Consider the following 20,544-nt stretch of genomic DNA (forward strand, 5'->3'; position numbering starts at 1 on the left):
CGACACCGAAGAAGAATTCCAATCGTCAGACACGCCATTCCTGAAATCGCCAGACCGCGTCACAGTTCACACCCTATGACCACCGCTCATTCTCTTTCCCACCGTGCCAGCCGCGCGGACCAGCTTCGCCGCACGGGCACGCTTGCGCTGACCGTGCTGGCCGCTGCCGTGCTGGCTGGATGCGCCGCGCTGGGCAATTCGCACAGCACGCAGACCATGACCGACGCCGGCACGCTGGCCTCGCCGCAGACCTTCACCAGTGAACACGGGCAGTGGCCGTCGCAGGACTGGGTCGACCAGTTCCACGACCCGCAACTTCGTGCGCTGGTGGACGAAGCCATCCAGGGCAATCCGAACCTGCAGGTGGCCTTTGGCCGCCTGGAAGCCTCGCGCGCGATGGCCGATGCCACGCGTTCGGCGCTCTACCCCGGTGTGGACTTCGAAGGCAGCCTGGTGCGCCAGCGTTTTTCGGAAACCGACCTGTTCACGGGCACGCCGCTGGCCGGATCGTGGCAGAACCAGTCGCGCCTGCAGCTGGGCCTGTCGTGGGACCTCGATTTCTGGGGCAAGAACCGCGACGCGCTGGAAGCCGCACTGTCCGATGACCGTGCGATGGAAGCCGAGACCCAGGCCGCCCGCCTGATGCTGACCACGTCGGTGGCTCGCGGCTACAACCGCCTGGCCGCGTTGTACGCGCAACGCGACGTGGCCGAACGCGCCATCGCCCAGCGCCGCGACCTGACTGACCTGTCGCGCCAGCGCCTGGCTGCCGGCCTCGACACCCAGGTGGAAACCACCCAGGCGCGCGGCACCGTGGCCGCCGCCCAGACCGACCTGCAACGCGTTGACGAGGAAATCGCGCTGGCGCGCAACCAGATCGCCGCGCTGCTGGGCAAGGGGCCCGACCGCGGCCTGCAGATCACGCGGCCCACGCTGCTGGCCAATGCCACGCCGCAACTGCCCGACGACCTGACCATCGGCCTGATCGGCCGCCGGCCGGACATCGTGGCCGCGCGCTGGCGCGTGGAGGCTTCGTCCAAGGACATCACCGTGGCGAAGAAGGAATTCCTGCCCGATGTGAAGCTGACCGCCTTTGCGGGCGTGGCCTCGCTCGATCCGTCGAACCTGCTGATGAGCATGAGCCGCACATTCGGCGTGGGGCCGTCGGTGACGCTGCCGATCTTCCAGGGCGGCCGCCTGCGCGCCAACCTGAAGGGCAAGTACGCGCAGTACGACATCGCGGCGGCCAGCTACAACCAGACGCTGGTCGACGCGCTGCGCGAGACCGCCGACACCGTGACCAGCATCCGCAGCGTGGACCAGCAGATCCAGACGCAGCGCGAGACGCTGGACCTGGCCGAACATGCCTACGCACTGTCCACCACGCGCTACAAGGCGGGCCTGGGCACGCAACTGACGGTGCTCAATGCCGAAAGCAACGTATTGCAACAGCGCCGGCTGGCCACCGACCTTCAGGCGCGCCGGCTGGACCTGCAGATGAGCCTGATGAAGGCCCTTGGCGGTGGCTACCAGGAAGCCGAGGGCAGCAGCCATGGCGCATCCGGCAAGCCTGCAAGCGCGGCCCAGGGCTCGCAGGGTTGATGGCGGCACCGGCTGACGGAAACGGCCAAAACAAGACACGACGACATATCGCAGAGATTCGAGAGATTCCATCATGAGCACCAACCAGCAAGCAGCCCCCGCGGGCGACAACAACGGCAAGCGCAAGCGCCTGCTCGTCTCCCTGACCGCCGCGGTCGTGGTGGCCGGCATCGGCTACGGCCTGTACTGGGGCCTTTACGCCCGCCATTTCGAAAACACCGACGATGCCTACGTCGCCGGCAACGTCGTGCAGGTCACGCCGCTGGTGGGCGGCACCGTGGTGTCGATTGCTGCCGACGATACACAACTGGTGACCGCCGGCCAGCCGCTGATCCAGCTCGACCGCGCCGACACCCAGGTGGCGATGGAGCAGGCCGAAGCCCAGCTGGCCCAGGCCGTGCGCGAGGTTCGCACGCTGTACGTCAACAATGGTTCGCTGTCCGCACAGGTGGCGCTGCGGGAAGCCGATGTGGCCAAGGCGCGCGACGACCTGCGCCGCCGCCAGGCCATCGCCGGTTCGGGCGCCGTATCGAGCGAGGAAATCGCCCACGCCCAGACCGCGCTGAAGGCGGCCGAGTCGGCGCTGGTTGCCGCCCGCGAGCAACTGGCCTCGAACCAGGTGCTGACCGACCAGACCACGGTGGAAAAGCACCCGAACGTGCAGCGCGCCGCCGCCAACCTGCGCTCGGCCTATCTCGCGTTCGCGCGCTCGACGATGCCGGCGCCCGTGACGGGCTACGTGGCCAAGCGTTCGGTGCAGGTGGGCCAGCGCGTGGCGGCCGGCACGCCGCTGATGGCCGTGGTGCCGCTGGATCAGGTCTGGGTCGACGCCAACTTCAAGGAAGTGCAGATCACGCATATGCGGATCGGCCAGCCGGTGGAACTGGAAGCCGACGTCTACGGCTCGAAGGTCAAGTACACGGGCCATGTGGAAGGCTTTTCGGCCGGCACCGGCGCCGCGTTCTCGCTGCTGCCGGCGCAGAACGCCACCGGCAACTGGATCAAGGTGGTGCAGCGCCTGCCGGTGCGGATCGCCCTGGATTCGCAGCAACTGAAGGACCACCCGCTGCGCGTGGGCCTGTCGATGAACGTCACGGTCGACGTGCGCAAGGAAGAAGGCGCGTCGCTGGTCAGCGCCAAGTCGGCCAGGCCGCTGCAGACCGATGTGTACGACAAGGTGGCGCAGGACGCCGACGCGCTGATCGCCCGCATCATCGCGGTCAACAACGGCGGCCGCGTGCCGGCGCCGGGCGCGGCGGGTGCCACAAGCGCGGCCAGCGCGGCTGCGGCGCGTGCGGCGGCCAAGCCCGCCCGTACCTGATCGATCCGATCCGACCTGTTTGACTGGCTGACTGCCCATGGCAAATTCCACTACCGCGACGCCCGACGCCGGCGCGGCACCTGCCCCGAAGCCGGCGCCCGCCCGCCCCGCCCAGCATCCGCCGCTCACCGGCGGCAAGCTGATTCTGGGCACCATCGCGCTGTCGCTGGCCACGTTCATGAACGTGCTCGATTCGTCGATTGCCAACGTATCGATCCCGGCCATCTCGGGCGACCTTGGCGTATCGCCGAACCAGGGCACCTGGGTCATCACGTCGTTCGCGGTCGCCAACGCGATCTCGGTGCCGCTGACCGGCTGGCTGACCACGCGCTTTGGCGCGGTGCGGCTGTTCGTGCTGTCAATCCTGCTGTTCGTGGTGTCGTCGTGGCTGTGCGGCGTGGCGCCCAACCTCGAAACGCTGCTGGCTGCCCGCGTGCTGCAAGGCGCCGTGGCCGGCCCGATGATTCCGCTGTCGCAGGCGCTGCTGCTGGCCAGCTATCCACCCGCCAAGAGTTCGATGGCCCTGGCGCTATGGGGCATGACCACGCTGGTGGCACCGATCATGGGGCCGCTGCTGGGCGGATGGATCTCGGACAACATGACCTGGCCGTGGATTTTCTACATCAACGTGCCGATCGGCATCGTCACCGCCTGGGTCACCTGGTCGATCTACCGCGAGCGTGAGACGCCCACCAGGATGCTGCCGATCGACCGCATCGGCCTGGCGCTGCTGGTGATCTGGGTCGGCTCGATGCAGCTGATGCTGGACAAGGGCAAGGAACTCGACTGGTTCCATTCCGGCGTGATCGTCGCGCTGGGCGTGACCGCCGTGGTCGGCTTCCTGTTCTTCCTGGCCTGGGAGCTCTACGAGAAGCATCCGATCGTCGACATCCACCTGTTCAAGGGCCGCAACTTCGCGGCCGGGGTGGTGGCGATCTCGGTGGCCTACGGCCTGTTCTTCGGCAACCTCGTGATCCTGCCGCTGTGGCTGCAGACCATCGTCGGCTACACCGCTACCGATGCCGGCCTGGTGACCGCGCCCGTGGGTATCTTCGCCATCATCCTGTCGCCGATCATCGGCCGCGTGCTGCCGAAGATCGATGCGCGCTGGGTGGCCACCACGGCGTTCATCACGTTCGGTGCGGTGAGCTTCATGCGGGCCGGCTTTACCACGGGCGTGGACACCCGGGCGCTGGTGATCCCCACGCTGATCCAGGGCGCGGCCATGGCGATGTTCTTCATCCCGCTGACGTCGATCATCCTGTCGGGCCAGCCGCCTGAGAAGATCCCGGCAGCCTCGGGCCTGTCGAACTTCGTGCGGATCACGTTCGGTGCCATCGGCGCGTCGATCTCGACCACGGTCTGGGAAAACCGCTCGGCGCTGCATCATGCGCAGCTGGTCGAACAGATCAACCCGTACAACCCGGCATACCAGGCCCAGCTCGATCACCTGATGGAAATGGGCATGTCGAAGATGCAGGCCATCGGGCTGATCGAGCGGAACATCTCGCTGCAGGCGTCGATGCTGGGCGCCAACGACATCTTCTGGATCTCGGGCGTGCTGTTCTTCGCGCTGATCGGCTTTGTCTGGCTGACCAAGCGCGCCAAGGGCGGCGGCGGCGCCGACGCGGCCGGGGCGCACTGACCGGCCGGCTTGCGGCATGTGGCATGCGCCACGCGGCATGAAAAAAGGGCATCGATTCCGGTCGATGCCCTTTTTCTTTGGGATGCGCTCCCTCGGAGCCGGTAAAACTCAGAGTTTTACGAGCCGCTCCGGCCGCAGCGCGCCTTCCCTCATCCGCGCCACGCCCAGCAGCTTGCCTTCGGCATAGACGCGCGCAAGCATTCCTTCTTCCGGCGCCTGTCCTTCGGGCAGGTCACGGTGCGCGATACGTTGCCCCTGCAGGAAACGTCCGGCCGACGCGGCATCCAGATGCACCGGCGGGCAACGCTGCAGCAGCGCGTCAACCGGCGCAAGCAGTGTCGGCCGCGCATCGTCGGCCTGTGCGTCGATCTGTTCCAGCGTCACCGCGCCTTCCAGCGTCAGGTCGCCTACGCCAGTCCGACGCAAACCGGTCAGATGCGCGCCGCAACCGAGCGCCTCGCCGATATCTTCGGCCAAGGTGCGAATGTACGTTCCCTTGCTGCAGGTCACGCGCATCGCAAAACGGCCATTTTCCAGGTCGACATCGAGCAGCGTGATCGCGTGGATGGTCACGCGGCGTGCCGCGCGCTCCACGGTCTGCCCCGCCCGTGCATACTCGTAGAGCGGCTTGCCGTCCTTCTTCAGCGCCGAATACATCGGCGGCACCTGTTCGATTTCGCCCGTGAAGCGCACGATTGCCGCATCGAGCGCCGCGCGGTCGCACGTTACCGGACGTTCGCTGACGACATCGCCCTCCGCGTCGCCGGTGGTCGTGGTCGCACCCAGGCGCACGGCGGCTTCGTAGGTCTTGTCGGCATCGAGCAGATCCTGCGAAAACTTGGTGGCCTCGCCAAAGCACAGCGGCAAGAGGCCGGTGGCCAGCGGATCGAGCGTTCCGGTATGGCCGGCCTTGTTCGCGCGCAGCAGGCGCTTGGCGCGCACCAGCGCATCGTTGGACGACAGGCCCAGCGGCTTGTCGAGCAGCAGCACGCCATGCACGTCACGGCGCGGCAGCCGGGGCGGACGGTTGGCTTGGGAATCGGTCATTGCGGGGAAGAGGTTTGCGGCGCCGGCGCGCAGGCCGGCTCGCGAGAAAACGGCAAGAAACGCCGATGCCTTATTCGTCGTCCTTGGCGCGCGTCGAATTGGCTTCGTTGATCAGCTTCGACATCTCGATGGCATCCTCCACCGACGTATCGTGATGGAAGTGCAGCGTCGGCACGGTATGGATGTGCAGGCGCTTGAACAACAGCGAATGCAGGTAGCCAGCCTTTTCCCGGAGGATGCCGGCCGCCACCTCGGGCTCTGCGCCGAGCACCGTGAAGTAGACCTTGGCGTGCGCGTAGTCGGGCGTCAGCGCCACCGACTGCAGCGTGACCAGCCCCAGGCGCGGATCGCGGAGCTCGCGCTGGATCATCTCGGCCAGTTCCTTCTGGATCTGGTCGGACAAGCGCAAATTACGGGAGGAGATATTGCCTTTCTTGGCCATGCAAAACTTTTTGCTTTACCGATGATGTGAAAACGGCAGGCCGGAGCCTGCCGTCTTTGCGTATCGCCTTACAGCGTACGCGCCACCTCGGTGATTTCGTACACCTCGAGCTGGTCGCCTTCCTGAACGTCGTTGAAGTTCTTGATCGACAGACCGCACTCGAAGCCCTGCTTGACTTCCTTGACGTCGTCCTTGAACCGCTTGAGCGAGTCCAGTTCGCCGTCGTGGATCACCACGTTGTTGCGCAGCACCCGGACCAGCGACGTACGCTTGACCAGGCCATCGGTGACCATACAGCCGGCCACGGCGCCAACCTTCGGCACGCGGAAGACCTGGCGGACTTCCACCTGACCGATCGTGGTCTCGCGCTTCTCCGGCGCCAGCATGCCCGACATGGCCGCCTTGATCTCGTCCACAGCATCGTAAATGATGTTGTAGTAGCGGATGTCGATGCCGTTGTGCTCGGCCAGCTTGCGCGCACCAGCGTCGGCACGCACGTTGAAGCCGATGATCACGGCCTTCGAGGCCGTGGCCAGGTTGACGTCCGATTCCGAAATGCCACCCACGCCACCGTGCACGATCTGCACGCGCACTTCGGCGGTCGACAGCTTCTGCAGCGACTGCACCAGTGCTTCCTGCGAACCCTGCACGTCGGCCTTCACGATCAGCGGCAGCGTCTGGACTTCGCCCTCGGCCATCTGCTCGAGCATCGTTTCCAGCTTGGCCGCCTGCTGCTTGGCCAGCTTCACGTCGCGGAACTTGCCTTGACGGAACAGGGCGATTTCACGCGCCTTGCGCTCGTCCGGCAGCACCAGCACTTCTTCACCGGCGGCAGGCACTTCCGACAGACCCTGGATTTCCACCGGGATCGACGGGCCAGCTTCCTTGGCCGGCTTGCCGTTTTCGTCCAGCATGGCGCGCACGCGGCCATAGGCACTGCCGGCCAGCACGACATCGCCGCGCTTGAGCGTACCGCTGCTCACCAGGATCGTCGCGATCGGGCCCTTGCCCTTGTCGAGCTGGGCTTCCACCACCAGGCCCTTGGCCGGGGCGTCCACCGGAGCGCGCAGTTCCAGCACTTCGGCCTGCAGCAGCACGTTCTCGAGCAGGTCCTCGATGCCCTGGCCAGTCTTGGCCGACACCGGCACGAATGGCGAATCGCCGCCGTACTCTTCCGGTACCACCTGTTCGGCCACCAGTTCCTGCTTGACGCGGTCCGGGTTGGCTTCGGGCTTGTCGACCTTGGTGATCGCCACCACGATCGGCACGCCGGCAGCCTTGGCGTGCGCAATCGCTTCCTTGGTCTGCGGCATCACGCCGTCGTCCGCCGCCACCACCAGGATGACGATGTCGGTTGCCTTGGCACCACGGGCACGCATGGCCGTGAAGGCCTCGTGACCCGGAGTGTCCAGGAACGTGATCACGCCACGGTCGGTTTCGACGTGGTACGCGCCAATGTGCTGCGTAATGCCGCCGGCTTCGCCCGCGGCAACCTTGGTGCGGCGGATGTAATCCAGCAGCGAGGTCTTGCCGTGGTCGACGTGACCCATCACGGTCACCACCGGCGGGCGCGGCAGCAGCTCGGCATCGGTCTGCTCTTCGCCTTCCGTCACCAGCAGCAGGGCTTCCGGATCGTCCAGCTTGGCGGCATATGCCTTGTGGCCCATTTCTTCCACCACGATCATGGCGGTTTCCTGGTCCAGCACCTGGTTGATCGTCACCATCTGGCCGAGCTTCATCATCTGCTTGATGACCTCGGATGCCTTGACGGCCATCTTGTGGGCCAGATCGGCCACCGAGACGGTCTCGGGCACGTGAACTTCGCGCACCACCGGCTCGGTCGGCGCCTGGAAGTTGCTGCGGCCATCGTCACCGTGCTGCTTGCCGCCACGGCCACGCGGGCCGCTGCGCCAGCCGCCGGTACCGCCCGACGAATCGCCACGGGTCTTCAGGCCACCGCCCTTGCCCTTGCCACGGCTATCGTCCTGCCAGCTGCCGCCGCCCTTGCCCTTGCCACCCTTCTTGTCAGCGGTTGCAGTGGTCGTCGTGGCGGCCGGCGCGGCGGCGGTCTTCTTCTCGTCCTTCTTGACTTCGGTGCCAGCCGGCTTCACCGGCTTGTGCAGCGTGCCGGTCTGCTCGGCCTTCTTTTCCTCGGCCTTGCGCTCCGACGGTGCCTTCAGCACGCGCGGCGGCGCATTCAGCATCTGCTGGATGGCGCGGGCCTCGGCCTCGGCGGCTTCGCGGCGACGGCGCGCGGCGGCGTCCTGCTCGGCGCGTGCCTTGTCGGCAGCCGCCTTGGCGCTGTCCTGCTCGGCGCGGGCCTTGTCGGCGGCGGCCTTGGCGTCGTCGGCGTTCTTCTGCGCCTGGGCGCGTTCGGTGGCCAGACGTGCCTTGTCTTCTTCAGCCTTCTTGCGCGCGGTTTCCTCGGCGGCGTCGGAGGCTGCCTGGGCGGCAGCGGCTTCCTCGGCGGCCTTCTGGGCCAGCAGTTCAGCCTGGCGGCGCTGTTCGGCCTCCAGGGCTTCCTGCCTGGCGCGGCGGTCGGCTTCCTCGCGCTCGGCGGCCTCGCGGGCTGCCTGGGCTTCGGCTTCCTGGCGTGCCAGGGCCTCGGCCTGCTCGCGGCGCTGCTCCTCGTCGCGACGGGCCTGCTCGGCAGCCGCTTCGGCCGCCTGGGCGTCGGCACCGTCGTCGTGCGATTCGACGTCGTCGCGCTTGATCAGCACGCGCTTCTTGCGCACCTCGACCTGCACCGTGCGGGTCTTGCCGGTGGAGTCGGATTGACGGATTTCGGACGTTTCGCGCTTGGTCAACGTGATTTTCTTGCGTGCGCTGTCATCGGCCTGACCGTGCGACCGCTTCAGGTAATCCAGCAGCCGGGTCTTGTCCGATTCGGTAATGATGTCTTCAGGCGTCGCCTTGCCCACCCCAGCTGCCTGCAATTGTTCCAGCAGTGCAGCAGGGCTGCGGCTCAGTTCTGCGGCCAGTTGGGCAACTGTTGTGCTTGCCATTCAAACCCTTTCAATGCTCGGTTTCTACGTCGGGACAATTCGTGTGCGGAAAGCGCGTCCGGGCGTTGAACCCGGACGTGTCCCTCAGTTAAACCAATGTTCCCGTGCTTTCATGATCAGCGCCTTGGCTTCATCCTCGCCAACGCCGGCCATCTCGACCAGCTCGTCCACGGCCAGTTCGGCCAGGTCGTCACGCGTATGGATGTTGCCTTCGGCCAGTTTGCCGATCAGCTCGGGGGTCAGGCCGTCGAGCGAACGCAGATCCTGCGACACCTCTTCCACCTTTTCTTCCCGGGCCAGTTCCATCGTCAGCAGCGCATCGCGGGCGCGGTTGCGCAGCTCGTTGACGGTGTCCTCGTCGAAGGCCTCGATTTCCATCATTTCGCTGATGGGCACGTAGGCCACTTCTTCCAGCGTGGAGAAGCCTTCCTCGATGAGGATGTCCGCCACTTCCTCGTCCACGTCCAGCTTGGCCATGAACAGCTTGCGCACCACTTCGCTTTCCTCGGCCTGCTTCTGCGCCGATTCTTCCTGCGTCATGATGTTGATCTGCCAGCCGGTCAGTTCCGACGCCAGGCGTACGTTCTGACCGCTGCGGCCGATGGAGACGGCGAGGTTTTCCTCGTCGACCACCACATCCATGCTGTGCTTCTCTTCGTCGACCACGATCGACTGCACCTGCGCCGGCGCCAGCGCGCCGATCACGAACTGCGCCGGGTCTTCAGACCACAGTACGATGTCCACGGCCTCGCCGCCAATCTCGTTGCGCACCGCCGTGACGCGCGTGCCACGCACGCCTACGCAGGTGCCGATCGGATCGATGCGCTTGTCATGCGCCACCACGGCGATCTTGGCGCGCACACCCGGGTCACGGGCCGCCGCCTTGATTTCCAGCAGGCCCTGTTCCATCTCGGGCACTTCGTTCTCGAAGAGCTTGATCAGGAACTCGGGCGCGGTGCGCGACAGTTCGATCTGCGGGCCACGCGCGGCGCGGTCCACGTTCAGGATGTACGCACGCACGCGGTCGCCGGTGCGCAGGTTTTCCTTCGGAATGATCTGGTCGCGGGCCAGCAGCGCTTCCACGCGGCCGGATTCGACGATCAGACCCTTCTTGTCGGCGCGCTTGACCGTGCCGGTCATGATCTTCTCGCCGCGATCCAGGTAGTCGTTCAGGATCTGTTCGCGCTCGGCGTCGCGGATACGCTGCAGGATCACCTGCTTGGCGGCCTGCGCGCCGATACGGCCAAACTCCACCGACTCGATCTGCTCTTCGATGAAATCGTCCAGCTGGATGTCGGCGCTCTGGTCGCGGGCTTCGAACAGCAGGATCTGCTTGTCCGGTTCCTGCAGACCCTGTTCGTCGGGGACGACAAGCCAGCGACGGAACGTTTCGTGCTCACCGGATTCACGGTCGATATGGACGCGGATATCCACGTCTTCCTCGAAACGCTTCTTGGTGGCCGAGGCCAGCGCGGCCTCCAGTGCACCAAAGACCACATCCTTGTCAACGTTCTTCTCGCGCGCTAGCGCATCGACGAGCAACAGAACTTCGCGGCTCATTGCTTGTTCCCTTTTCTTTGATTTCCCTTGAAGTCGATCACAGGCACCAGGCGGGCCTTGTCGACATCGGATATGGCGAATTCCAGCAGTGCAGCGCCGTCCTTGCCCTCGAACTCCAGGCCGATCTTCTCGGCCCCGGCCTCGCCCGCGGGTTCGCGCAGGATGCCGACGAAATTCTTCTGGCCGTTGACCGGCAGGCGCAGCGTGACCCTGGCTTCCTCACCGGCGAAGCGGACAAAATCGGCCAGCTTCTTGAGCGGACGGTCCAGGCCCGGCGACGATACTTCGAGGCGCTCGTAGTCGACGTTCTCGACCATCAGCACGTGCGTGAGCTGGCGGCTGACTTTCTCGCAATCCTCAATGACGATGCCGGTTTCAGGCTGATCGATATAGACACGCAGAAGTCCGGCCGGGGCACGCTCAAGCTCAACCAACTCGTAGCCCATGCCGTTAAGGGTGGTTTCGATCAAATCTGCCAGATGCACTGTATTCCCGAGTAGTGGCTTTCAATACCTTGGCAGACACCGGGCAACACAACGTTCTGAAATCGAGGTTCCGAAACGGCCTGTAAGCCCTGCCTGCCCATCATCCCCACGAAACCGGGCGCGTCATGTGACGCAATCCAGCCGCAAGCACAAACGGGCGAACCAAAAAAAAATGGGCGCAATGCCCATCATTCGCCCATCCTCGCCGAGGATGATACTTTTGAATAGACTTGGATTATACGCGGATTATGCCTAAAAGGCAAAAGCCTACTGGGACCCGCGCCGGAATGCGGCCGAAGGCCGGACTTTTCCGGCATCGGCGCTTTCCGTATCAGCGTTGACCGCCCCGGCCACCGCCACGAGGCCGACGATTGCCGCCACTGCCGCCGCCACCGCCGCCGGCCTTGGCGGCCTTGGGCATCACATTGCCGTTGACGTCACCGCCGCCGCCCCGGCGCTGGCGATTCCCGCCTGCGTTTCCGGCATTCCCGGCATTGCCGGCGTTACCGCCCATGCCTCCGCGACCGCCACGGCCACCGCCGGCACCCTTGCCGCCTGCCGCGCCACGCATGCCGCCCGCGCCACGCATCGCGCCGGCGCCGCCAAGGCCGCCACTGAATTTCGTCGTGTGCGACGTCAGCGGTGCCGGGCCAGACGGGATGTAGCCCATCGAGGTCTGCATCGGGTCGGGCTGACCACGGCCCGCGTTGCCGCCGCCTCGGTTGCCGCCGGCCTTTTCAAAGCGCGGCAGGCCGTCCATGCCCGTGTGCATTGGCATGCCCGCAATGGCCGCTTCGGTACGCGCCTTGCGGCCACCCACCTTGGTCACGCCACCCTTGCCGCCGCCTTGCTCGGCCTTGGCCGGCGCCTTCAGGCCGATGCTGGCCATCAGATTGCGCACGTCCGTGGCTTCCAGCTCCTGCCAGCGGCCGCGCTTGAGACCACGCGGCAGCAGGAACTGGCCGTAGCGGGTCCGGATCAGGCGCGACACGGTCAGGCCGACGGCCTCGAACATCCGGCGCACTTCGCGGTTCCGGCCTTCGGTCAGCGCAACGTGATACCACTGGTTCACGCCCTCGCCACCGCCGTCGGCGATACGCAGGAAATTAGCCTCGCCGTCGTCGAGCTGAATGCCATGCAACAGCGCCTGGCGATCGGCTTCCGCCAGTTCGCCCAGCGTACGCACCGCGTATTCGCGCTCCACGCCGTAGCGCGGATGCATGAAGCGGTTGGCGATATCGCCAGACGTGGTAAAGATCAACAGGCCTTCGGTGTTGAAGTCGAGGCGTCCAACCGCCACCCACTTGCCGTTCTTGATACGCGGCAGGCTGTCGAACACGGTCGGACGGCCTTCCGGATCCGACTGGCTGACGATCTCGCCGGACGGCTTGTGATACAGCAGCACGCGCGGCGGCTTGGTCGTTACCTTGCGATGAATCAGCTTGCCGTTCACGCGGACCTGGTCGGTCGGCAGGATACGCTGGCCGATATGCGCAGGCAGGCCGTTGACGGACACCCGGCCCTGCAGAATCAGTTCTTCCATCTCGCGGCGCGAGCCCAGGCCGCCTTCGGCGAGCACCTTGTGCAGCTTCGGCGCATCGTCATCCGACGTCAGTTCGCGCACCGGCTTGGCCTTGGTGCGCGGCACGACGGTGTCTTCCTCGTCGAACTGGTCGGAAATCACGAAGCGGAACAGGTCCTCGGCCCCGGCGGCAGCCTTGGCGCCACCGGTCTTGCCGGCCGGCTTCGCCGACCTGTCGCCCTGGCGCTGTTCGCCCTGACGCTGTTCGCCACGGGCACCCTGCTTGCCGGCACCCGCCTGATTCTTGCGCTGGCCATTGCGATTGCGCTTGCCAGCCTGCTCTGCCGCCGGCTTGTTGTCGCCGTCGACCAGTGCGGCCTTGCGCTGCGGCTGCTGGCGGCGCTTGCGCTGGCCAGGCTGGGCCTGCGCCTCGCCGCCGTCGGCCTGACGTGCCTCTGGCGCAGCGGCACCGGCACCGGCATCGGCAGCAGGCGCCGGCTTGCGGCGACCACGGCCACGCGGCGCGGCCGGCTGGGCGGTGTCGCCAGCCTCGGCCGGCGCGTCGCCATCCGCGCGACCCGCATCCCGATCCTGCGCGGCCTGGCGGCGCGACGCCACCAGATTGCGCAAACCGCGGCGGAGCCCCTTGCGGCGCGGCGCGCCGTCGGCGTCATTTCCCGTATCGGGGGCGCCGGTGTCACCCGGCACGTCCGGCTGGCGGACGTCTTGCTCAGCGGAATCAGACAAAGTATTCACTATCGATGTTGCATGTTGTTCAGTTGGACACACGCTCGTCGTCGTCCTCGGTCGGGAAAGGCATATCGCCATTCCGGTCCGCAGGGGCGGCGGGCGCCGCTTCGGGCGCCCCGGTGTCCATGTGGAAGCCGTTGGCATGAGCCACCGGCGGGTCTTCCTGCCCGTCGTCTTCAGGCATCCGGGCGGCGCTGATATCGTCTTCGGAGGCATCGCCGTCGGCGATTTCCTCGCTGGGGGCGGCAGGCCCCTCGTCATGTTGCACCGACCCGGTATCGGCGCGCTCTTCCTGCGAGGCGCCTTCGCCGGCTTCGGCCGATCCGGCCAAGTCAGCGGCTTCAGCGGCTTCAGTGGCTTCAGCGGCTTCAGCGGCTTCAGATCCTTCAGCCGCTTCTGCCGCTTCTGCCGCTCGTACCGCCTCGACAGGCTCGGCGCCCACATCCGACCCGGCGGCCTCGACGGTCAAAGCGGCTGCCGATTCGGCAAACGCTTCTTCGTCGCCGGCAGGCGGATTGGCCGTGGCGATTTCTTCAAAATCGATGGCTTGCTGCTCCAGGAGCGCGGCTTGCGCCTGGGCCTGGGCATCTTCCAGCGGGGGCAACTCGTCCAGCGAGCGCAAGCCAAGGTCATCCAGGAACGCCTTGGTCGTCGCGTACAGGGCGGGACGACCCGGCACGTCGCGATGGCCAATGACCTCGATCCAGCTGCGATCCTCGAGTTTCTTGATCACGTCCGTACTGACCGTCACGCCCCGGATTTCCTCGATATCGCCACGCGTGACAGGCTGGCGATACGCGATGATCGCCAGGGTTTCCATGACGGCGCGCGAGTACTTGGGCGGCTTTTCCGGATTCAGCCGGTCGAGGAATTCCCGCATCTCGGGGCGGCTCTGGAAGCGCCAGCCGCTGGCCAGCGCCACCAGTTCGACCCCGCGCGGCTGCCAGTCCTGCCGCAGTTCCTCGAGCAGCACCCGGATCGTGTCGGCGCCGACGTCGTCGGCAAACAACCGTCGCAGATCGCCAACGCGCAGCGGCTCCTGCGCACAGATCAGCGCGGTCTCGAGGACGATCTTCGCCTCTTGGGTATTCATGTGATTGCGTGCAGCCTGTCTTTGCACCTGCCCCCGGACAAATCCCGGAGCACTGGAGATTGCAGATACAGCGAGGCCGAAGCCACCGCCATCTCATCGCGCAGCCAGCTCGCCTGCCTAATGCAGCGCAGCCGTGCGCACCTCGTTCTTTTGCATCGAATTGCCGGGTCGATCCGGCAGGAGATCGTCCGGCGCTGGCCAGTTTCACCAGTCAACGGACCTCTTGCGTCGCGCCTTCTCCCTTCGGGGCGGACATTCGCCTGGGCCACCAGATGACCAAGACGGCAAGAAACAAAACGGTATCGGCTCAGGCAACCTCGCCCTGACCGGCGCCATCTTCCCAACCGCAGCCGGTCTTTTAACCAGATCTTTTGAACCGGATGGACTGTTGAGACGTTCTCGGCTCACCAGAGTGACCGAAAACCTTGGGCACGCTCCCCAGATCAGGAATGCGGCCCCAGCGGCGCCCCGAGCATGGTGCGGCGCGATACCGTGGTTCTGGCGATTGTATGGCATTCCCCGCCCCGCCCGCAACCCGGCGCTGTGGCCGATTCAGAACACCACGCAAAAGCCGTGTTGGGCCAGGGTGTCCGGGAGCCAGATCGACCGCGCCACGCCCAGCAGGCCGAAGCCGATCACCACCAGTCCCGACGCGACCCGCACGGCAGGTTTGCGAGAGAGTTGCCGCAGGTACCCCGACAGCCCGGAGATCACGAGCAGGTTGGGCAGCGTGCCCAGTCCGAAGGCGCCCATCACCAGGGCGCCCGACACAGCATTGCCTGCCAGAAGCGCCAGCGCGAGTGCGCCATAGACCATTCCGCAGGGCACGAGCCCCCAGGCCAGACCCATGCCGTACCGGCGCAACAGCGGCGTTGCGCGACGCTCGCCGCGTAGCCGCACCGGCAGCCTTGCGGTCATGGCCCGCGCGCGCTGCACCACGTGCACGGCGGCAAGCGAGGCCAGCCGCTCGATCCAGTCGGACCGCATCACGCGTCCACGCAACAGCCACACACCCGTGATCACCAGCATGATGCTGCCCGCCGCATAAAGCCATCGCTGCAACGGCAGATAATCCTGCCGCCACACCGTTGCTCCGACAGCTCCCATCACCGCACCCAGCAGCATGTATGTCGTAATGCGGCCCGCATGCATGACGCACAGCGCAGTCCACCACTGACGAGCGGAACGGTGTATGACAATTGCGACATCGCGGTGCTGTTTCTGCTCCGCAGCAATAGCAATTCCTCCACACATGGCCGCGCAATGCATGCCACCGAGCAGGGCCATCAGAAAAACGCTTAAAAGCACACCAAAAGGCAACTGTTCCTCGCTTCTGCATCACATGACGCTGTAAAATGCCTGCATCGCGCCCTCGCTGCAAGCGCATTCATAACGAGCACTTCAATTGTTGACTTCCATTCCCGTCACCGAGATGTCGCCCCGTTGCTCCACGTGTGCCATGGGCCAGCTTTGCCTGCCCGTGGGCATGTCGCAACAAGACCTGGCGAAGATGGACACGCTCGTGCAGGAACGCGTGCGTGTTCACAAGGGCGAAACGCTTTACCGCATGGGCGAACCGCTCAACGCGGTCTACGCCATTCGCTTTGGCACACTGAAGACGCACGTCACGATGGAGGACGGGCGCACTCAGATCACGGGCTTCCACCTGCCCGGTGAAGTCATCGGTCTCGATGGCCTCAGCGAGATGCAGCACGCCTCCGACGCCACAGCGCTGGAAGACGCCGAAGTCTGCGTCGTACGCTACGACGACCTGCAATCGCTGTCGAGCTCCCTGCCCTCCCTGCAAGGCCAGTTCCTGCGCTTGATGAGCAAGGAAATCTCGCAGGACCAGGTCATGCTGATCACGCTCGGGTCGATGCGCGCCGAAGAACGTTTGGCTGCGTTCCTCGTCAACATGTCCGAGCGTCTGTCCGCGCGCGGTTACTCGTCCACCGAGTTCGTACTGCGAATGAGCCGCGAAGAAATCGGCAGCTACCTGGGCCTGAAACTCGAAACCGTCAGCCGCCTGTTCTCGCGCTTTGCCGAAGCGGGGCTGATCCAGATTCGTCAGCGACATGTGAAGCTCGTCGATATGGCAGGCATCAAGCAGGTGTACAGCAGGTCCTGCTGAAATCCAGGGCCGCACATCACGACAAAGGCCGCGCCGGAGCAATCCAGCGCGGCCTTTCTGTTTGCAGTGCACGTTCTGCATTGCCTATTCGAGTTCATCGGTGTCGCTGAGCTTCACCGGCATCGTGTACAGCGTGAGCCCACTGGACAACGCGCAAAATAACCACGCGACCAGGAAACCAACGGTGTAGATCGCCTGCCGCGAAGCCTCTACCGGATGTCCGAAGAAACTCAAGTCTCCGGGATCCACCACCGAGAACACCACCGCCGTGGCCGCACCGCCCATCAGAAACGCCGGCCATAGCACCCACATCAGCCAGCGCAGTCTCATGGGCGCCTCGCAGTGGCTTCAGCGTGATCGGCGCTGGCCTTCTCGATCACCAGTCCGTGGCGCGTGGCACCGCTCACCGGCACATCGGCATGGGTGTTCGCCAGCCAGATCGTGATACCGCAACCGACCATCGCCAGCAGCGGACCGCTCATCAAAATCCAGGGCCATGGTTCCCTGTACCAGGGCTTTGCGGGGTATTGGGTCATTGCGCTCTCCTGTTGGCATTCGTCCCGGCTCACCATCCATGACAGGATCACAGATCGCGAGGAACGATGAAACTCGTGCTTTGCCGGATATCCACTTTCCGATCGGTTTCGGTCTCGGCGGTAACCGTCACCTCGATCTTGTGCGTACCCTGCTTCGCATCGTCGATCGGTACACGAATCCGGATCGGCAGCAGCCGGTTCGACGTGGGCGACAGCGATTCCGCACCGTGGTCGTACTCTACGACCAGGTCCTTCAACGCGTCGCTCTGCGCCTGCACGTGGAACTTCATCGGCGCCTCTGTGGCATTGATCAGTTGCAGCCGGTACACGTTCTCGATCCAGCGGCCTTCCACTTCGCGCCCGAGCGCGCCGCGATCCCGAATGATGTCGACCTTGAGCGGCGCGCGCATGGCCAGCGACGCGACAAAGCCTGCCGTCAATGCCACCCAGATCGCCGTGTAGACGATCGTGCGCGGACGCAGCAGCCGCTTGCGGGCGTCCGATGCCGACAGCTTCTTGCGCATCGCGTTCTCCGATGTGTACCGGATCAACCCGCGCGGATATTCCATCTTGTCCATGACCTGGTCGCAGGCATCGATGCACGCTCCGCAGCCGATGCACTCGTACTGCAGGCCGTCGCGGATGTCGATCCCGGTGGGGCACACCTGTACGCAGATGCTGCAGTTCACGCAGTCGCCCAGGCCAGCCGCGTGGTGGTCGACCTTGCGCGACCGGCTGCCGCGCGGTTCGCCACGGCCCACGTCGTAGGTCACGACGTAGGTATCGCGGTCCACCATCACGCTCTGGAAGCGCGCGTACGGACACATGTACTTGCACACCTGCTCGCGCATGAAGCCAGCATTGCCCCACGTGGCAAACGCATAGAACAGCATCCAGAATGCCTGCCACGGACCGAGCGTCCAGTGCAGGACCTCGCCGCCCAGTTCGCGGATCGGTGCGAAATAGCCGATGAACGTAAAGCCCGTCCACAGCGCGATCACGATCCACAGCACGTGCTTGGTCGCCTTGAGACGAATCTTGCGCAGGCTCCACGGATCGCCGTCCAGCCGGATGCGGGCGATGCGGTCGCCTTCCACCCGGCGCTCGATCCACATGAAGATTTCGGTATAGACCGTCTGTGGACACGCGTACCCGCAGAACAGCCGTCCGGCGATGGCTGTGAACAGGAACAGTGCCAGCGCCGAGATGACCAGCAGAACCGCCAGGTAGATCACGTCCTGCGGCCACAGCACAAGGCCGAAGATGTAGAACTTGCGGGCGCCGAGATCGAACAGGACGGCTTGCCGGTCGTTCCATTGCAGCCACGGCGTGCCGTAGTAGACCAGTTGCGTGAGGATGACCAGCCAGATCCGCCAGCTCGAAAAAGCGCCTGTGACCGAGCGCGGATAAATCTTGCGCCGTACTTCATACAGGGCCTCTTCGGTGGCGTCGGCCGCCGGCTTTGGCGGAGGTGCGGGCCGCCAGGCGGCCTCGCTTGATTCGCGGGTAGTGGGGGGAGATTCCAGGGGCGCGCTCATTGTTCAGCCCTCATGCCCCCGGGTCCGGACGGCGTGGCCTCCGGACCCGGGGGACGGTTTGTCATTGCCCTGTGGATGCGGCGTTCGCGTTGCTGTTCGACAGGCCCCAGACGTATGCCGTCAGCATGCGAATGCGTTCGGGCGTCAGGATTTCCTCATGGGCTGGCATATGGCCGTTGTGCCCCTTCAGGATGGCATCGACGATCACGCCTTCCGAACTGCCATACAGCCACACGTTGTCGGACAGGTTGGGCGCGCCAAGCGCCTGGTTGCCCTTGCCGCTCGCGCCATGACAGGCCGCACAGGTGGACTTGAACGTGCTTTCGCCGCGCGACGCCCGGATCGGGTCGTAGGTCAGCCCCGACAGCGACCGCACATACTGCGCCGTATCACCGGCCAGCTTGGCATCGATCGTACCGGCAAACGGCGGCATCACGCCGTTGCGGCCCTTCGCGATCGTCTGCTGGATCGTGTCGGGATCACCGCCATACAGCCAGTCGTTATCGGTCAGGTTCGGGAAGCCGCGGCTGCCGCGCGCGTCCGAGCCATGGCACTGGGCGCAATAGTTCAGAAACAGGCGCTGGCCGATTTCGCGCGCATCGGGGTCCGCCGCTACCTGCTTGACGTCCATCTTCAGGTACTTGGCATAGATCTCGTGCTGCATCTTCTCGGCCGCCTCCCGATGCGCGGCAAGTTCGCCCTGCGTCGAGAACTTCAGCACGCCGGCGTAGGTGCCGAGGCCAGGATAGAGCACAAGGTAAGCCACGCTGAACACGCAGGCCAGCAGGAACATCCACATCCACCAGCGCGGCAGCGGGTGGTTCAGTTCGCGCAGGTCGCCGTCCCAGACATGGCCGGTGTCATCGGTGGTACTGACACCCTTCGGCATCTTCCGTTGCGAAAACAGTAGCCACACGCACCAGACGATACCAATGAGCGCGATGGCCGTGATGTAGTAGCCCCAAAAATCGGAAATGAAATCGCTCATGGTTACTAGTTCCGGCTTGGATTGTTATGTTCGTCCGGCAAGGCAAACGGCAACATCGCCGATTCCTCGTTGGCAGCCTTGCGGCCCGCCGACCACGCCCACCAGCAGATGGCCAGGAACGTCAGCAGCGACAGGACAGTGGCGATGGAAGTCACGATCACCATGGCATTACTCCTTGGCGGGTGCGGCCGTCTCGGCCGCAGGCGCTGCGGCAGCGGGTGCCGTATCCAGACGGACGTTGCGACGGTTCAGGCCCAGACCCTGCAAGTACGCGACCATGGCGTCCTCTTCGGTCTTGCCCACCAGCTCTTCCGGTGCGCCTGCGATGTCGGCATCCGTATAGGGCACGCCCAGACGCTGCAGCGCGCGCATGCGGGCCTGGACCGAATCGGTCGGCAGCGGCGTCTTTTCGAGCCACGGATACGACGGCATCACCGATTCGGGCACCACGTCGCGCGGATTGCGCAGGTGGATGCGCTGCCAGTCATCGGAATACCGCCCACCCACGCGGGCCAGATCCGGACCAGTTCGCTTGGAACCCCACAGGAATGGGTGGTCATATACCGACTCGCCCGCCGTGGAGAAATGGCCATAACGCTCGGTTTCGGCCTGCAGCGTGCGCACCTGTTGCGAATGGCAACCCACGCAGCCTTCACGGATATAGATGTCACGCCCCATCAGCCGCAACGGCGAATACGGCGTGATGCCCGGATCGGGCTGGGTGGTGGAGTGCTGGAAAAACAGCGGCACGATCTGCACCAGACCGGCAATGCTGACCACGATGATTGTCGCGATGATCAGCCAGCCGACGTTCTTTTCCAGCGTCTCGTGCCTGAAAAATCCTTGATTCTGAGACATTGTTTGCGTCCTCGGCTCTGG

The 20,544-nt window shown here is 65.1% G+C and carries 18 protein-coding genes; 4 read left to right on the top strand and 14 right to left on the bottom strand.

The features are described 5' to 3' along the window. The first annotated feature begins 75 nt into the window (after nucleotides 1-75). The 3 genes from BLQ58_RS00290 to BLQ58_RS00300 all read left to right on the top strand — a co-directional run bounded on the left by BLQ58_RS00290 (nucleotide 76) and on the right by BLQ58_RS00300 (nucleotide 4,568). Complete coding sequence (locus BLQ58_RS00290) at nucleotides 76-1,602, top strand: AdeC/AdeK/OprM family multidrug efflux complex outer membrane factor (protein ID WP_049815872.1); 1,527 nt, start codon at nucleotides 76-78, stop codon at nucleotides 1,600-1,602. A gap of 73 nt (nucleotides 1,603-1,675) precedes the next feature. Continuing rightward, nucleotides 1,676-2,923 carry an HlyD/EmrA/EmrK family protein gene (locus tag BLQ58_RS00295; RefSeq protein WP_029051048.1) on the top strand — a complete coding sequence of 416 codons (1,248 nt, stop codon included), beginning with the start codon at nucleotides 1,676-1,678 and terminating at the stop codon, nucleotides 2,921-2,923. 37 nt (nucleotides 2,924-2,960) lie between these two features. Beyond that, nucleotides 2,961-4,568 (top strand): DHA2 family efflux MFS transporter permease subunit, encoded by a 1,608-nt coding sequence (locus tag BLQ58_RS00300; RefSeq protein WP_029051047.1) that lies wholly within the window; start codon nucleotides 2,961-2,963, stop codon nucleotides 4,566-4,568. A 108-nt stretch (nucleotides 4,569-4,676) separates the two neighbouring features. On the opposite strand, the gene truB is transcribed toward BLQ58_RS00300, so the two are convergent. From truB to BLQ58_RS00340, 8 genes are all read right to left on the bottom strand, one after another. Further along, nucleotides 4,677-5,615 (bottom strand): tRNA pseudouridine(55) synthase TruB, encoded by a 939-nt coding sequence (gene truB, locus BLQ58_RS00305; protein ID WP_029051046.1) that lies wholly within the window; start codon nucleotides 5,613-5,615, stop codon nucleotides 4,677-4,679. 70 nt (nucleotides 5,616-5,685) lie between these two features. Next, nucleotides 5,686-6,057, bottom strand: coding sequence for a 30S ribosome-binding factor RbfA (rbfA, locus tag BLQ58_RS00310; RefSeq protein WP_029051045.1), 372 nt, complete (start codon nucleotides 6,055-6,057; stop codon nucleotides 5,686-5,688). Between the two features lie 68 nt (nucleotides 6,058-6,125). Then, entirely contained in the window at nucleotides 6,126-9,062 is a 2,937-nt protein-coding gene (gene infB / locus BLQ58_RS00315) for a translation initiation factor IF-2 (RefSeq protein WP_029051044.1), read from the bottom strand. A gap of 84 nt (nucleotides 9,063-9,146) precedes the next feature. Further along, on the bottom strand, nucleotides 9,147-10,622 hold the full coding sequence (nusA, locus tag BLQ58_RS00320; protein WP_029051043.1) for a transcription termination factor NusA: 1,476 nt from the start codon (nucleotides 10,620-10,622) through the stop codon (nucleotides 9,147-9,149). Continuing rightward, nucleotides 10,619-11,107 carry a ribosome maturation factor RimP gene (gene rimP / locus BLQ58_RS00325; protein ID WP_029051042.1) on the bottom strand — a complete coding sequence of 163 codons (489 nt, stop codon included), beginning with the start codon at nucleotides 11,105-11,107 and terminating at the stop codon, nucleotides 10,619-10,621. The genes nusA and rimP overlap by 4 nt, the downstream gene beginning before the upstream one ends. 331 nt (nucleotides 11,108-11,438) lie before the next feature. Beyond that, nucleotides 11,439-13,376, bottom strand: coding sequence for a 23S rRNA pseudouridine(2605) synthase RluB (gene rluB, locus BLQ58_RS00330; RefSeq protein ID WP_254775773.1), 1,938 nt, complete (start codon nucleotides 13,374-13,376; stop codon nucleotides 11,439-11,441). A 28-nt stretch (nucleotides 13,377-13,404) separates the two neighbouring features. Continuing rightward, the gene (gene scpB / locus BLQ58_RS29370) at nucleotides 13,405-14,472 is read right to left on the bottom strand and encodes an SMC-Scp complex subunit ScpB (protein WP_254775774.1); all 1,068 of its coding nucleotides are present in this window, start codon (nucleotides 14,470-14,472) and stop codon (nucleotides 13,405-13,407) included. 552 nt (nucleotides 14,473-15,024) lie between these two features. Continuing rightward, the gene (locus BLQ58_RS00340; protein WP_092594516.1) at nucleotides 15,025-15,759 is read right to left on the bottom strand and encodes a sulfite exporter TauE/SafE family protein; all 735 of its coding nucleotides are present in this window, start codon (nucleotides 15,757-15,759) and stop codon (nucleotides 15,025-15,027) included. 118 nt (nucleotides 15,760-15,877) lie between these two features. Between BLQ58_RS00340 and fnr the strand changes: the two genes are divergently transcribed. Continuing rightward, nucleotides 15,878-16,603: a fumarate/nitrate reduction transcriptional regulator Fnr gene (fnr, locus tag BLQ58_RS00345; protein ID WP_092594050.1), complete on the top strand. Its 726-nt coding sequence runs from the start codon at nucleotides 15,878-15,880 to the stop codon at nucleotides 16,601-16,603. 84 nt (nucleotides 16,604-16,687) lie between these two features. Here the strand turns inward: fnr and BLQ58_RS00350 are convergent, their stop codons facing one another. The 6 genes from BLQ58_RS00350 to ccoO all read right to left on the bottom strand — a co-directional run bounded on the left by BLQ58_RS00350 (nucleotide 16,688) and on the right by ccoO (nucleotide 20,523). After that, entirely contained in the window at nucleotides 16,688-16,933 is a 246-nt protein-coding gene (locus tag BLQ58_RS00350) for a hypothetical protein (protein WP_092594051.1), read from the bottom strand. Next, nucleotides 16,930-17,139, bottom strand: coding sequence for a hypothetical protein (locus BLQ58_RS00355; RefSeq protein ID WP_092594052.1), 210 nt, complete (start codon nucleotides 17,137-17,139; stop codon nucleotides 16,930-16,932). The genes BLQ58_RS00350 and BLQ58_RS00355 overlap by 4 nt, the downstream gene beginning before the upstream one ends. A gap of 47 nt (nucleotides 17,140-17,186) precedes the next feature. Further along, complete coding sequence (gene ccoG, locus BLQ58_RS00360) at nucleotides 17,187-18,677, bottom strand: cytochrome c oxidase accessory protein CcoG (protein ID WP_092594053.1); 1,491 nt, start codon at nucleotides 18,675-18,677, stop codon at nucleotides 17,187-17,189. 61 nt (nucleotides 18,678-18,738) lie between these two features. Continuing rightward, on the bottom strand, nucleotides 18,739-19,665 hold the full coding sequence (gene ccoP / locus BLQ58_RS00365; RefSeq protein WP_092594054.1) for a cytochrome-c oxidase, cbb3-type subunit III: 927 nt from the start codon (nucleotides 19,663-19,665) through the stop codon (nucleotides 18,739-18,741). Nucleotides 19,666-19,670: 5 nt separating this feature from the next. After that, nucleotides 19,671-19,829: a cbb3-type cytochrome oxidase subunit 3 gene (locus BLQ58_RS00370; RefSeq protein ID WP_066733664.1), complete on the bottom strand. Its 159-nt coding sequence runs from the start codon at nucleotides 19,827-19,829 to the stop codon at nucleotides 19,671-19,673. A gap of 4 nt (nucleotides 19,830-19,833) precedes the next feature. Then, nucleotides 19,834-20,523 carry a cytochrome-c oxidase, cbb3-type subunit II gene (gene ccoO / locus BLQ58_RS00375; protein WP_092594055.1) on the bottom strand — a complete coding sequence of 230 codons (690 nt, stop codon included), beginning with the start codon at nucleotides 20,521-20,523 and terminating at the stop codon, nucleotides 19,834-19,836. Nucleotides 20,524-20,544: the final 21 nt, after the last annotated feature.

The sequence above is a fragment of the Ralstonia sp. 25mfcol4.1 genome, assembly GCF_900104095.1.
GTDB lineage: Bacteria > Pseudomonadota > Gammaproteobacteria > Burkholderiales > Burkholderiaceae > Cupriavidus.